We start from the raw sequence: 13,916 nt of genomic DNA on the forward strand, positions 1-13,916 counted from the left end.
GTGCCGCTATTTGCCCGGAAAGTGCCAATACGGGAAGTAGAGTTGAATCATGGCTGAGGGGATCGACGGGACGGCCGACGCCGGTCTCGTCGATCCCCTCACCGGCGCGCTCGGCCGGGCCGCCATGCAGCGCCGGATCGACGAGGAGATCTCGCGCGCCGACCGGGCCGGCGGCAAGCTGGCCCTGTTCCTGTTCGACGTCGACTTCTTCAAGACCGTCAACGACGTCTACGGCCATTTGCGCGGCGACGACGTCCTGCGGGGGCTCGCCGGCAAGGTCCGCGAATCCCTGCGCGAGTACGACGTGCTCTTCCGCTACGGCGGCGACGAGTTCGTGGTCCTGCTGCCGGAGACCGGCCGCGCGGACGGGTTGCGGCTGGCGGTCCGGCTCATCGACGACATCAAGGCCGCGGAGTTCCCCGGCGACCCGCCGCTGCACCTCTCGGTCAGCCTCGGCATCGCCGCCTTTCCGGCGGACGGCCTCGACCAGGTCACGTTGCTGGCCTGCGCGGACCGCCGCAATTACCGGGCCAAGCACCGCGGCCGGGGTTGCGCGGTCGCGGACGACACCGACACCGAGCAAAAGGGCGGTTCGACCCGGCTCTGGGAACGGGACACCGCGCTCACCACGGTGCACGAGTTCCTCACCCGGCTGGAGTCCGCCGGCCGGGGCGCGCTGCGCGTCCTCGGTCAGCCGGGCGCCGGGCACACCCGCTTCCTCGACGAGATCCGCCGCCTGGCCGGGCTGCGCGGCTACGCCGTCGCCGACGTTTCGGCAGGCCCGCAGCAGCCGGCCATCGACCCGTCCCGGCGTACCCTGTTGCTCGCCGACAACGCCGAAGCGGCCCTGGTCGAGGACGTGGTCGCCGCGATTCTCGCCGCGCCCGCCGACGAGCAGCCGGCCGTCCTCGGGGTGGCGTACTCGGTCACCACCGCGATGACCGTGCCCGCGCCGGCTCTGCCCGAACTGGCCAGCGCCGAGCTGCACGCCTGGTCGCCGGCCATCGTCCGGATCTGGCTGCGGTCGGTGCTGCGCGGCGAGCCCAGCCGTACGCTGGTCACCTGGCTGGCCCGGCAGAGCGGTGGCCTGCCGGCTGCGGCGGCCGCCGAGCTCGAGCGGCTGCGCGACCGCGACGGGCTGATCCCGAGCAGCACCGGCGGCTGGACGATCAACCCGGCGCTACTGCGGCAAGGCGGCCGGGGCCGGGGGCGCCTGCCCGCGCAGATGACCCAGCTGATCGGCCGGGAACGCGAGCAGGAGCACGTGAGCCGGCTGGTGCGTACCTCCCGGCTGGTGACCCTGGTCGGCATGGGCGGCATGGGCAAGACCCGGCTGGCGCTGGCCACGGCGGCCGGGGTGGCCGGCGAGTTCGACGACGGCGCGGTCTTCGTGCCGCTGGACACCACCACCGACGAGGACCTGGTCATCGCGGCCATGGCCCGGGCCGTCCGGGTCGACGAGACCCCCGGCCAGGATCTGCTGGACACCCTGCTCGACCACCTGTCCGAGGTCAGCATGCTGCTGGTGCTGGACAACTTCGAGCACGTGATCGACGCGGCCCCGCTGGTCGAGCAGGTGCTGGTCGCGGCGCCCGGGGTCAAGGCGCTGGTCACCAGCCGGGAGGCGCTGGGCCTGTACGGCGAGCAGGTCTATCCGGTGCCGCCGCTGGCGGTGCCCGGCGCCACGGTCCTGCTGCCCGGAACCGCCGGGGTGGTGCAGGCCCGGAACACGTCCCCGGCGGTAGCGCTGTTCGAGCAGCGGGCCACCGCCGCCCGGCCGGACTTCCAGCTGTCGCCGGACAACCTGCCGGCGGTCGTCGAGCTGTGCCAGCTGCTGGACGGCCTGCCGCTGGCCATCGAGCTGGCCGCCTCCGGCGTCGACCGGGAGGAACCGGCCGGGCTGCTGGCCGGCCTGAGCGGGCGCCTGGCCACGCTCGGCGACGGCCCCCGGCACCGGCCGGAGCGCCAGCAGACCCTGCGCGGGGCCGTGGACTGGAGCTTCGCCCTGCTCGACCCCGAACAGCAGCGGGTCCTGGTCACGCTGTCGGTGTTCGTGGGCGGGTGCACGGTGGAGGCGGCCGCGGCGGTGTGCCGCACCGATGCGGTGGACCTGGACGACGCGGCGTGGACCAAGCAACTGGCCGCGACGATCGAGTCGCTGGTTGCCAAGAGCCTGCTGGCGGTCGAGGTGGCCGGCGACGGCCGGCGGTACCGGATGCTGGAGACCGTGCGGGCGTACGCCGCCGAGGTGCGGGCCGAGCGGGCCGGCCAGGACCGGGCGGAGGCCCGGCACGCCGCGTACTTCGCCTCCTTCGCCGAGCAGGCCGCCGACGGCATGGAGTCGCCGGACCAGCTGAGCTGGGTGGAACGGCTGGAACGGGACTACCCGAACCTGCGCCTGGCGATCGACCGGGCGGTGCGCGAGGGCGACGTGGGCAGCGCCGCCCGGATCTGCCTCGGCCTGTGGCGGTACTGGCGCCAGGGCAGCCACATCCGGGAGGGCCGGGAATGGCTGGACCGGGCGCTGGCGGTCGGCGGCGAGTCGCCCCAGCAGGCCCGGCTGCTCTATCCGGCCGCGGTGCTGGCCGCGACCCAGGACGACCACGTGACGGCGACCGCCCTGGGCCGGCGCGGGCTGCACCTGGCGCAGGCGGCCGGCGACCGGGTGGCCACCGCGCAGGCGCACAACGTGCTGGGCGCCGCCGGGCTGGCCGCCGGCCAGTACGCCGACGCCGAGGAGCACTTCCGGCAGAGCATGGCGATCTGGCACGAGCTCGGCGAGGATCGGGGCACCGCGATGGCGCTCGGCAACCTGGCCCGGCTGTCGCTGCGGATCGGCCAGGTCGAGGCGGCCGACCGGTACATCAACGAGTGCCTGGCCCTGGAACGGGCGGCCGGCAACAGCGGCGGCATCCTGCTCGGGCTCGAGGTGCTGGGCGACATCCTGCGCACCCAGGACCGGCTCGACGAGGCGCGCGACGTCCTGGACGAGAGCCTGACGCTCAGCCGGGACCTGGGCGACGTGTTCGGCGAGGCGATGGCGCTGCACCAGCTGGGCACGGTGGCCCAGGCGTCCGGTGACCGGGCCGCGGCACTGCGGTTCTTCCAGGAGGCGATCGGCCACCGCCAGGAGGTCGGCGACCGGGAGGGGCTGGCGGTCTCGCTGGAGAGCGTGGGCGAGCTGCTGGTGCGCCAGGAGCCCGAACTCGCCGTACGCCTGCTCGCGGTGGCCGACGTGCTGCGCGAGAAGCTCCGGCTGCCGGTGCCACCGGAGAGCCTGCCGCAGCGGGAGTCCACCCTCGCGGTGGCCCGGCAGCAGCTGGGGGAACGGGTCTACGCCGCGGCTGGGCACGCCGGCCGGGCCGCGGCGCCGGAGTTGGTCATCGATCAGATCCTCGACCTGACCGGCGCGTGAGGGCTCCCCATCGGCCCGGGCCCGGCCTTCTTGAGCACAATTCCGGCGAACTGACCGACCGGTAACCCGGCGCGGCGACCTTCGGTTCTGATCACGTGCCGGACCCGCTCGAAGGGCTCGCGTCGTACAGACTTTTCCGATTTATGCGCCCATCCTGGTCAGTGAGCCGGGTTCTCGTGCCCGGAACGACCCACAAGGAGGCGCAGTTAATGCGTGCTCGTAAACCCGTTCTCGCCGTGCTGGCCGGCGGCGTCCTCCCCCTCGCGCTGATGGCCGGCGCCACTACCGCGGTCAGCCCGGCGTCCATGGCCGGTCTCGGCACCGGCGGCGACTGGTCCGGCATCTGGATGAGTACCAGCAGCTCCGGTACGGCGACCACGCTCGCCCAGGTGCGCACCACGATCGGCGCCGACACCGGCAACGCCAAGGCCCTGACCGGCAAGGGCGTCGGCATCGCCCTGATCGACACCGGCGTCGCGCCGGTGCCGGGCATCCCGGCGGCCCAGGTCGTCAACGGGCCGGACCTCTCGTTCGAGTCGCAGAGTCCCGCCCTGCGCCACCTCGACACCTACGGTCACGGCACCCACATGGCCGGCATCATCATCGGCAACGACACCGCAACCGGCACCAAGGGCATCGCACCCGGCGCCAAGCTCACCTCGCTCAAGGTCGGCACCGCCAACGGCGCCGTCGACGTGACCCAGATGATCGCCGCCATCGACTGGGTGGTGAAGAACCGCAACTACGACTCGGCCAACCCCATCAAGGTCCTCACGCTCGCGTACGGCACCGGCGGCAACCCGAACTTCTGGGACGACCCGGTGTCGCTCGCCGTGCAGCAGGCGGTCAAGGCCGGCATCACGGTCGTGGCCGCCGCCGGCAACCAAGGCAACGGCTACGGCAAGCTGACCCACCCGGCCGCCGACTTCTGGACCATCGCGGTCGGCGCGACCGCGCCCAACGGCACCACCGATCCGACCGACGACACCCTGGCCCCGTTCACCAACCTGTCCACCAACGGCCGACCGCTCGACGTCGTCGCGCCTGGCACCTCGATCGCGTCCCTGCGGGTGCCGGGCTCCAACGCCGACAACGGCTTCGCCAGCGCCCGGGTGGGCGAGACCCTGTTCCGGGGCAGCGGCACGTCGCAGGCCGCCGCGGTGACGGCGGCGGCCGCCGCCCTGGTGCTCCAGGCCCGGCCGACCCTGAATCCGGGACAGCTCAGGACCGTGTTGCAGCAGGGCACATGGCTGCCCAAAAGCTCCAACAACGGCAAACAGATCAACGTCAACGCTGCGCTTACCGCCACGGTCGGCACGCCATACTCGGGTGCCCTGTCGACCGGTGCCGGCACGCTGGACTCGACCCGCGGTAGCAGCCGCGTCGTCGCCAACAACGTGCAGCTGACCGGCCAGAAGACCATCTTCGGCGCGTTCAACGCGGCCGACTGGGCGGCCAAATCCAAGGCGCAGACGTCGTGGTCCGGCGGCGTGTGGATGGGTAACCGGATGGCCGCCGACGGCTGGACCGGCACCTCGTTCGCGTCCAAGACCTGGGGTGCGGCCACCTGGGCCGGCGGCTCGTGGGGCGGCACCGCGAACTGGACCGACCCGGCCTGGACCGGCCGCACCTGGAACGGCCGCTTCTGGGCGGCCGGCACCTGGACCGCCCGGTTCTGGGCCAGCGACGACTGGTCGGCCGCCTACTGGGGCTGAGGGGTAAGGGGTGAGGAGGGTGCGGGGCTGTCGCGGTCAGCGGCAGCCCCGCACCCCGTCAACGGCCCACCAGCAGGCCCTTCTGCCGCAGCCGGGACAGCCAGCCGTTCATGGTGTGCCGGGGCACCCCGTACCGGCTCGCCAGCTCCGTCACGCTGCTGGCCTGCCGGTAGGCGGTGACCAGCTCGGTCGGGTCCGGCATCCGCCGGTAGCTGCGGTCGCCGCTGCCGCGCTTGGCCGCCTTGGTGCCCCCGGGTGCCGCCGTGGCCTCCGGTGCGTCCGGCAGCCTGCCGTCCGGCGCGGTGAACGCCGAGATCAGGATGTCCAGCGACACGTGCGGGAAGGAGAGGGACGAGACGGTGCCGCCGGACCCGGCCACGATCGCGACCTCGAGGACTCGCGCGCCGGTCGCCGTCGTCTCCAAGCGGATGACCATCTTGTTTCCGGCCGGATTGTCGTCGGCTTCGACGGTGACGGTGTAGGGGATCATCGTGGGCTCTCCTGGGGTGTTGGCCGACACGGCCGGCCGTCACTCGGCGGGTTCGAAGGCGACATGAAGATCGCTCAGGAAGCGGAAGTTGATGCTGTCCTTCCAGCGGAAGTCGGAGGTGACCAGCGACAGGGTCCGGGTGCCCGCCAGGATCGTCGCCAGCGCGGCCTGGATCTCGATCAGCGCCAGGCCGGCGCCGAGGCAGTAGTGCGGGCCGAAGCCGAAGGACAGGTGCTCCTTGGCCTGCGGCCGGGTGATGTCGAGACGCCCCGGGTCGGCGAACTTGGCCGGATCGTGGTTGCCGGAGCCGACCACCAGGGTCACCGGCTCGTCCGGGCCGATCAGGTAGTCGCCGATCTCGATGTCGGTCGTCGCCATCCGGGTGGTGAACTGGACCGAGCTGTCATAGCGCATCAGCTCGTTGGCCGCGGACGCCAGCAGCTCCGGGCGGTCCCGCAGCAGGTGCAGCTGGCCGGGGTTGAGCAGCAGCGCGCGGACCGCGTTGGCTATCAGGTGGCTGGTGGTCACCTGGCCGGCGTCGATGATCAGCAGGAAGTTGGCGAACAGCTCGTCCTCGGTGGCGCCGTCCGGACCGGCCTCGGCGAGCATCCGGCTGGTCAGGTCGGCCTGCGGCGAGCGGCGGCGGGCGGCGGCCACCCGTTCGTACACCTCGCGGATCCGCTGCACCCGCTGCACCTCGGCGGGTGACTGCACGAAGAACTCGTGCAGCAGGCTGGTCCAGCCGATCAGCAGGTGGCGTTCGTCCTCCGGGAAGCCCAGCAGGTCGGCCACCACGTCGAGGGCCAGCGGCTCGGCGAGGTCGTTCAGCACGTCGAGCCGGCCCCGGTCGCGGTGCGCGCGGAACAGCCGGGTCACGCGGTGCTCGATGGAGCCGCGCATCTCCTCCATGGCCTTGCGGGTGAAGGCTTGCCGCATCAGCCCGCGCAGGCGGGTGTGCCGCGGCGGGTTGTTGAACAGCATCATGTCGGACAGGGCGCCGGCCAGTGGCCGCATCCCGGCCCGCCGGTCGGCGGGCAGCCGGTCCAGCAGCGGGGTGACCCGGTCCTCGGACAGGCGCGGATCCCGGCTCAGGGCCGCGATGTCGGCGTGCCGCAGCACGACCCAGGTGGCCATGATGTCGTCCCAGTACACCGGCGAGCGTTCGCGCAGTATCCGGTACAGCTCGTACGGATCGCGCACCCACTCGGGCTGGGACAACTCGAGCAGTGTGGACGGAGTTGCGGTCAGGTCGGTCATGCTGTTTCCCCGTGGTTGTGGTCCGGCCGTCCGGACGGGTGTCAGTCCCGGTCGGTGAGTTTGTCCTTGCTGATCAGCACGCCCTCCCGGAAGCAGAGCCGGTACGCGTGCCGGCTGACCAGGAAGCCGCCGTCGCTGTAATACCGGCACTGACTGCCGAACGGAACGGGTGGCTCGATGAGCGGGCGGCCGGCGATCTCCCGGGCCGGCAGCTGAGGCAGGACGATCGCCTCCGCGGTGCCCGGCATGAGGGTGTCGAAGGTGGAGGAGTTCAGCACCGCGCCGAAGGTGATCGAGCTGTAGTAGGCGACCGAGACCGAGACGATGGCGAGCATCGGCGTGACGGTCAGGATGATCAGGCCACGCCGCAGCTTGCGGCGGCCCTCGTCGAGGCCGCGGGCCGACGCCGTGGCGCTGGGCGGGACGGGTGCCGGTGCCACGGCGGGCTTGTACGGCGCGACGTGCGGCAGCCGCGCCGTGACCTCGAAGCCGCGCGGCGTCGGGCCCACCGTCAGCTCGCCCCCGGCCAGGTGTACCCGTTCCCGGATGCCGACCAGGCCCAGCCCGTTGCCGGCCGCCCTGCGGGCCGGTGGTCTCGCCGGCACCTGGTTGACCACGGACACCGTGGTGGCCGCGCCGGCGTAGGCGACGTCGACCTCGATGGGCGCGCCGGGCGCGTGCTTGGTGGCGTTGGTGATGGCCTCCCGGATGACGCAGTAGGCGGCGCGTTCCACCAGTGACGGCGCGCCGGCCGGCTCGCCGGTCCGGGTCATCCGGATCGCTGCGCCCGCGCCGCGGGCCCGCTCGACCAGGTCGGCGATGCTCTCGTCGGGCGGCTCCACCGGGGCCGGGTCGTCGGTGTCGCGCAGCACGTTGACGATCTCGCGCAGCCGTTCGGTCGCGGCGGCGGCGCTGCCGCGCAGCTCGTTCGCGGCACGCTGGTGGTGCGGTGCCAGGTCGGTGGCGATCTCCAGGGCGGACGCCCGCAGCGCCATCAGGCTGATCTCGTGGCCCAGCGAGTCGTGCATCTCCTGGGCGATGCGGGCCCGTTCCCGCAGTCGTACCTGGTCCGCGATGGCCTGATGTTCGCGCTCGAGCATCTCGGCGCGGACCCAGCCGGCCCGGATCAGCTCGATCCGCTGCCGCCGGTACCGGCCGATGAGCCAGGGCACCAGGCCGGCGAAGATCACGATCGCGGTGCTGGCCAGCCAGGCGTCCCCCGGCGGATGGCTGATCAGCACCACCACGGCCTCGACCACGGCTGCCCCGCCGAAGACGGCGAGCGCCGGCCAGACCCGGGTGTGCCGCCGGCCGTACAGGTAGGCGAAGGTCGCCAGGGCGGCGCTGAACCAGATCGTGGCCAGGGTGACCATCGCGGCGCCGAGCAGGGTGGCCAGCGGCCACGTCCGGTTGCCGGCCACCAGACCGGCGAGCAGGACGAGGCAGCCGCAGAGAATCCACAACGGCGCCTGCTCGCGGTCGTCCAGGGGGATCAGCAGGCTGGTCAGCGCCACCACCGCGGCCAGGCTGACGTAGAGCAGCAGGTCGCCGACGAGGTCCTGGCGGGACCAGGACCACGCCGGCAACCAGGAGCGTGCCCACCCGAAGCGCGGGCGCGCCGTGCCGGCGTCCCCCGCCGGGTCGTCGGGCGTCAAGCCCGGTCGCCCGTCTGACCCGGGTCGTCGATCAGGCCGGCCTCGTACGCGAGGATGGCGGCCTGCACCCGGTTCTTCACCCCGAGCCGCAGGAAGATCGTGCTGACGTGGGTCTTCACGGTGCCCTCCACCAGGAACAGCGCCCGCCCGATCTCGGCGTTGGAGGCGCCGGCGCCGAGCAGCTTCAGCACGTCGAGCTCGCGCGGGGTGAGCGACTCGACCCGGCTGCGGGCCACCGAGGTACGGGACATCCGCCCGTCGCTGAGCTGGGACAGCACCCGTTGAGCGATCTTGGGAGAGAGGCAGGCCGCCCCCTCGGCCACGCCGCGGACGCCGGCGATCAGCTCGTGCGGCCCGCCCGATTTCAGCAGGAAGCCATTGGCGCCGGACTCGATCGCGCGGGAGATGTACTCGTCCTCGCCGAACGTGGTGAGGATGATGATGGCCGCGGCCGGCACGGTGCGGCGGATCTCCAGGGTGGCGGCCAGGCCGTCGAGCCGCGGCATCCGGATGTCGATGAGGGCGACGTCGGGTGTGTGCCGCTGGGCCAGGTCGATGGCCTCGCGCCCGTCGGACGCCTCGGCGACGATGTCGATGTCCGGTTCGGTGGTCAGGATGGCGCGCACACCGGCCCGGATCATCGGTTCGTCATCGGCGAGCATTACTCGGATCATGGTTTCGGCTTCGATCCTTGTGGAGGAGTCGGTGCGGGGACGGGGAAGCGGCATCCGCCTCACCTACCGTTGCCCCAGAGCCTGCAACCGGCGGAGCTCCTCCGGTGTGGACTCGAGGTGGGCCACTGCGTACCGCAGGATCGGCGGGGCCATGATGGATGTGGCGACTGCGACAAGGACGACAATTGTATAGGCGGCGGCGCTGAGAATACCGACCCGCAGGCCGATCGAAGCGACGATGATCTCTACGACGCCGCGGGCGTTCAGGCCGGCGCCGAGCGCGACCGCCTCCCAGTGCCCGAGCCGGCCGAGACGAGCGCCGAGGTACGCGCCGGTGAACTTGCCGGCGATCGCAACCACCAGCACGCCGATCCCGGCGAGCAGCACGGCGGGCTGGGCCAGCGCCGACAGGTCCACCCGCAGGCCGGCGGTGGCCAGGAAGATCGGTGCGAACACCGACAGGACCGTGGTGCGCAGGGGCGCGAGCGGTGACCGGTAGCCTTCCGCGGGTGCCGGCAGCGTCTCCCGCGCCTGCTGTTCCGCCGTCCCGATCAGGATGCCCGCGATGAAGGCGCCGAAGACCGGCTCCAGGTGCAGCGCGTGGCTGCCGGCCGCGGCCAACAGGATGATCACCACGGCGGTGGCGGCGCTGGTGCCCGGCACGGTCGACCGGGCTGCCAGCTGCATGAGGAACTGGACGAGCGGGCGGCCCACGGTGAGCGCGACCGCGACGAACGCGAGGATGCTGGCCACCGAGAGCCCGGCCGCGCCCAGCGTGAGGCCGGTGGTGGCGAGGGCGGAGACGAGCGACAACAGGAACCACGCGGCGGTGTCGTCGACCACCGCGGCGGTGACGATCAGCTGGCCGATGTTGCGGTGCAGCAGTCCCATGTCGGACAGCGTCTTCGCGATCACCGGGATGGCGCTCACCGCCAGCGCGACGCCGATGAACAGCGCCAGCACGGTCCGGTCGGCCTGCTCGCCCCGGAACGTCTCGGGCAGCAGAAAACCGGCACCCACCCCGAGCACCAGCGGGACGAGCAGGCCGCCGACGCTGACGGTCGCGGCGGTCAGGCCACGCTGCCGCAGCACCGTCCGGTCCAGGTGCATGCCGGTCACGCCCACCAGCAGCAGCACACCCACCTGCGCCACCGCGTCCAGCATGAACGCCTGCTCGGGCCGGGACGGGAACAGCCAGCCCCAGAACCCGGGCGCGAGATAGCCGAGCAGGCTCGGCCCGAGCAGCACGCCGGTGAGCAGTTCCCCGGCCACGGCCGGCATGCCGAACCGGGCCGCGAGCCGGCCCATCAGCGTGGCCGTCGCCAGGAGCAGGCCCACCTGGAGCAGAAACAGCAGCAGCAGGTGGGCCGGCAGCGACGGCAGCGTGGCCGGCATGCTCAGCCCCATTAGGCGAACCGGCCGGCGGCCGCGGGCACGGTCGGCGAGCAGTCCTCGAGCCGGATCGGCTCGCCCATGGCCACCAGCGTCTTGCGGGTGCCGGTGAACGACTCCCGGCCGTGCGCCGAGAGCAGGTTGTCGACCATCATCACGTCGCCCGGCTGCCAGCTCTCCCGCCGGGTGGCGCGCTGGTAGGCCTGGTCGATCGTGGCCGATTCCTCCTCGGTCAGCGACGTTCCGTCGCCGAGGCGGGTGTCGAACGGCAGGCCGTCGTCGCCGTACATCTCGACCAGCGCGGTGCGGACCTCGGGCGCCAGCGACCACTTGCTCCAGAACACCACGTGGTTGAACCACACCTCGTCCCGGGTCACCGGGTGCTGGATGATCGCCGACCGGCGCTGCGAGGTGGCGAGCTGGTTGTCCGGCAGCCACTGGCTGGCCACCAGGTTGCGGTCGCAGTATGCCTCGACGTCCGCGCGCTGGTCGGTGCCGAACGCGGTGCTCCAGGGCAGGCCGATGCCGTTGCGGTAGTTGCGGTTGAGCAGCCAGCCGTGCTCCCGGAACCGGGCCACCAGCTCGGGCGGCAGCTCGGCCAGCACCTGCCGGACGTCGCCGACGGTGGTGGCGCCGCCGGTGGTGGCGGCGTCGATCGAGCAGAAGATGAGGACGCCGGGGAAATCGAGCGTGTAGCTGTTCTCGTTGTGCAGGCGGATGGTCTGCGCGGCCGGGAAGTCGGTGGACGAGAAGACGTCGTCACCGAAGTCGCTGCGCGGTGTCGCCTGTTCCCGGTACGACGTGCGGGCCGCCAGCAGAAGGTCGCGTACCCGGCCGAAATCGGCCGCCGACCCGACGGGCAGGCCCCGGATCAGGATGTGCCCGTGGACGTACAGATCCTTGCGTACATCGTCGCGAACCTCGGTGAGCCAGCCCTCGGCGGCTGCGAGATCCGGCAGGGCGGGAGCGCGCAGAACCGGCGGCCGGCCGTCGGCAAGTTCGTATTCGAGAGCCGTCGAAAGCTGTGACACAAATCGCATCGTCATGGGTGCGAGGCCCTTCCTGAGATGTCAACTGCCGGCCGGCCCGGTGACACGGGTGGAGCCGGCAACATGCCGGCCGGGCGGGATGGAGAGATGACGAACAGACGACGGTCGATGCTTACGGCGGACACGTCAGGGTGACCGGCCGGGCGTCGCCGCGGTCGGGGCTGCTGTGGGCAGGGTCGATCGACGGCTCGGCCGGCTGGACGGCCGGCGGCCGAAAACGATCGATTGTGTGGTATCCGGCCGTACTCAGCCGTAGGCGCTCATGGTTATTTCCCCCGTGGTCATATGAGCCATGGCGCGTCGTTTTGGATGTCGAAACGCGCTCGGTGCCGGAGCATAGCGGAAGAAGTCGACCGCGTGTGACCGCCGGTTCGCGGTTGTCTGCAAAGTCCGGTTTGGACTGTCGACACATGCAATTCAAACATTCATGGTTGACAACCGGCCTTGTGTTCCCGTTGTTCGGTGCCGTAGCCTTCCGACCGACCAACTACGGGGGAGGTCCAAACATGAATAACTTTTTCCAGAATGACAGTCGGCGATGTTGTGTGCGAGGTGCGGCCCCAATGGGTGGCCGACCGGTCTGCTGACCGTCGTCTTTGCGGCCGGGTGCACCGGCCAGATCCTCCTGCGCTCCCTGTCAGTGGACAGGTGCCGGCCGTCGAGCTGAGGTATTTCCGCAGTTCACAGCCTGCCTAGGGTGCGCCGCCGGCCGGGTTCCGCTGCCGGTACGTGAGCGTGAGGGGTCATCGTCATCGGCGTTTCCCGCGTGGCTGAAGTCCGGTCGGAGAGCCTCGCAGCCGGCTAATGGTAATACGTTTCGGCTGCCTGCGCTTATGCGTTCCGGCGGAGTCGCGCAATAACCCGACACGTGTGCAGTGGTGTATTTGCGCTGCGCGGAAACAGCAGCCTATAAGGACGAGCGCTGCTGTGTTCGTCGTATTCGGCACTGTTGTGTATCGCTCGACTTGCGACGTGAAAACGCGTCTCGACATACGGATGGGTAGCCTTGTTTGAGGACAACACGCCAGGCCGGAGTCTCACACCCGCTCAGCTGGGCGTATGGGTAGGTCAGGAGCTCGATCCGGACAGCCCCGGCTACAACTGTGGCGTCCGGATCGCCTTTGCCGGGCGGCTCGACGCCAAACTGCTCCAGCAGGCGCTGAATGAGGTCGTCGCCGAGACCGAAGCACTGCGACTCCGGTTCACCGAGCGCGGGGGCGCGGTGACCCAGTACGTCGACGAGCTGGTTGGTGACGTCCCGCTGACCGTGGTCGACCTCGGCGGCGAGCCCGACCCGGACGCCGCGGCCGCTGCCTGGATGCAGCGCGATCTGGCGGTCCCGGTCGACCTGCGGCACGACCCGCTGTTCACCCACGTGCTGTTCGAGCTGCCCGCCGACCGTTGTGTGTTGTATTTGCGCTACCACCACATCGTCCTCGACGGCTACGGCCAGGCGCTGTACGTCAACCGCCTGGCCGAGGTGTACTCGGCCCTGGTGGACGGCCTCGACCGCGGGCCCGGCCGGTTCCGGGCGCTGGCCGTGGTGGCCGGCGACGACGAGGCCTACCCGGCGTCCGCCCGGCACGAGCGGGACCGCGCCTACTGGCTGACCGCCTTCGTCGACCAGCCGGAACCGACCACCCTGGCCGGCCGCAGCCTGCCACCGGCCGGCGGCCGGCTGCGCCGCACCGCCGCGCTCGACGCCGCACACCGCGACGGCCTGGTCGCGCTCGCCCGCAAACACCACACTCGCTGGTCGTTGGTGATCGTTGCGGTCGTCGCCGCCTACCTGCGGCGGATGACGTCAACAGACGACATCGTGGTGGGTCTGCCGGTCACCGGACGCACCACACCCGCCGCGACCTTCACCCCTAACCTGATGGTCAACGAGCTGCCGCTGCGGCTGTCGGTGACGCCGACGACCACCCTGGGAACGCTGCTTGACCAGACCGTCGAGCGGGCCACCCGGCTGCTGACCCACCAGCGCTACCGCAGCGAGACCCTGCACCGCGAACTCGGCCTGTCCGGCAGCGACCGCACGCTGACGCCGACCATGGTCAACGTCCTGGGCTTCGAGCGCTCGACCACGTTCGGCGCGCTCGACGGCGAGGCCGACCAGCTCTCCACCGGTCCGATCCGGGACCTGTCGGTGAGCGTGTACGGCAGCCCGGACGGCACCGGCATCCGGTTCGTCCTGGACGCCCACCCCGGTCTCTACGACGAGGCAACCGTCGCCGCCCACCTGGACCGCCTGCTGCGTCTGCTCGGT

At 71.5% G+C, this 13,916-nt stretch carries 9 protein-coding genes; 3 read left to right on the top strand and 6 right to left on the bottom strand.

The genetic code is table 11. The features are described 5' to 3' along the window. Positions 1 to 49: 49 nt before the first annotated feature. Both Ari01nite_RS42600 and Ari01nite_RS42605 read left to right on the top strand, forming a co-directional pair. Positions 50 to 3,415: a diguanylate cyclase gene (locus Ari01nite_RS42600; RefSeq protein ID WP_203789507.1), complete on the top strand. Its 3,366-nt coding sequence runs from the start codon at positions 50 to 52 to the stop codon at positions 3,413 to 3,415. 209 nt (positions 3,416 to 3,624) lie between these two features. Beyond that, the gene (locus Ari01nite_RS42605; RefSeq protein WP_203789509.1) at positions 3,625 to 5,130 is read left to right on the top strand and encodes a S8 family serine peptidase; all 1,506 of its coding nucleotides are present in this window, start codon (positions 3,625 to 3,627) and stop codon (positions 5,128 to 5,130) included. Between the two features lie 58 nt (positions 5,131 to 5,188). Here Ari01nite_RS42605 and Ari01nite_RS42610 read toward each other — a convergent pair whose 3' ends face one another. From Ari01nite_RS42610 to Ari01nite_RS42635, 6 genes are all read right to left on the bottom strand, one after another. Beyond that, positions 5,189 to 5,620 carry a hypothetical protein gene (locus Ari01nite_RS42610; protein ID WP_203789511.1) on the bottom strand — a complete coding sequence of 144 codons (432 nt, stop codon included), beginning with the start codon at positions 5,618 to 5,620 and terminating at the stop codon, positions 5,189 to 5,191. A 39-nt stretch (positions 5,621 to 5,659) separates the two neighbouring features. After that, positions 5,660 to 6,877, bottom strand: a complete 1,218-nt coding sequence (locus Ari01nite_RS42615; protein ID WP_203789513.1) for a cytochrome P450 — start codon at positions 6,875 to 6,877, stop codon at positions 5,660 to 5,662. A gap of 41 nt (positions 6,878 to 6,918) precedes the next feature. Beyond that, the gene (locus Ari01nite_RS42620) at positions 6,919 to 8,532 is read right to left on the bottom strand and encodes a sensor histidine kinase (RefSeq protein ID WP_203789514.1); all 1,614 of its coding nucleotides are present in this window, start codon (positions 8,530 to 8,532) and stop codon (positions 6,919 to 6,921) included. Continuing rightward, complete coding sequence (locus Ari01nite_RS42625) at positions 8,529 to 9,206, bottom strand: response regulator (RefSeq protein ID WP_203789516.1); 678 nt, start codon at positions 9,204 to 9,206, stop codon at positions 8,529 to 8,531. The genes Ari01nite_RS42620 and Ari01nite_RS42625 overlap by 4 nt, the downstream gene beginning before the upstream one ends. A gap of 63 nt (positions 9,207 to 9,269) precedes the next feature. After that, positions 9,270 to 10,601: a cation:proton antiporter gene (locus tag Ari01nite_RS42630; protein ID WP_203789518.1), complete on the bottom strand. Its 1,332-nt coding sequence runs from the start codon at positions 10,599 to 10,601 to the stop codon at positions 9,270 to 9,272. A gap of 11 nt (positions 10,602 to 10,612) precedes the next feature. Beyond that, positions 10,613 to 11,638 carry a TauD/TfdA family dioxygenase gene (locus tag Ari01nite_RS42635; protein ID WP_203789526.1) on the bottom strand — a complete coding sequence of 342 codons (1,026 nt, stop codon included), beginning with the start codon at positions 11,636 to 11,638 and terminating at the stop codon, positions 10,613 to 10,615. Between the two features lie 1,015 nt (positions 11,639 to 12,653). Here Ari01nite_RS42635 and Ari01nite_RS42640 point away from each other — a divergent pair. Beyond that, on the top strand, positions 12,654 to 13,916 hold a 1,263-nt coding region (locus Ari01nite_RS42640; RefSeq protein ID WP_239163494.1), incomplete at its 3' end, for a condensation domain-containing protein.

Source organism: Paractinoplanes rishiriensis (genome assembly GCF_016862375.1).
Lineage (GTDB): Bacteria > Actinomycetota > Actinomycetes > Mycobacteriales > Micromonosporaceae > Actinoplanes > Actinoplanes rishiriensis.

Coding starts and splice junctions, on each gene's coding strand:
- Ari01nite_RS42600 (WP_203789507.1), top strand. CDS start 50: ATGGCTGAGGGGATCGACGGGACGGCCGACGCCGGTCTCGTCGATCCC.
- Ari01nite_RS42635 (WP_203789526.1), bottom strand. CDS start 11,638: ATGCGATTTGTGTCACAGCTTTCGACGGCTCTCGAATACGAACTTGCC.
- Ari01nite_RS42630 (WP_203789518.1), bottom strand. CDS start 10,601: ATGCCGGCCACGCTGCCGTCGCTGCCGGCCCACCTGCTGCTGCTGTTT.
- Ari01nite_RS42625 (WP_203789516.1), bottom strand. CDS start 9,206: ATGATCCGAGTAATGCTCGCCGATGACGAACCGATGATCCGGGCCGGT.
- Ari01nite_RS42610 (WP_203789511.1), bottom strand. CDS start 5,620: ATGATCCCCTACACCGTCACCGTCGAAGCCGACGACAATCCGGCCGGA.
- Ari01nite_RS42615 (WP_203789513.1), bottom strand. CDS start 6,877: ATGACCGACCTGACCGCAACTCCGTCCACACTGCTCGAGTTGTCCCAG.
- Ari01nite_RS42605 (WP_203789509.1), top strand. CDS start 3,625: ATGCGTGCTCGTAAACCCGTTCTCGCCGTGCTGGCCGGCGGCGTCCTC.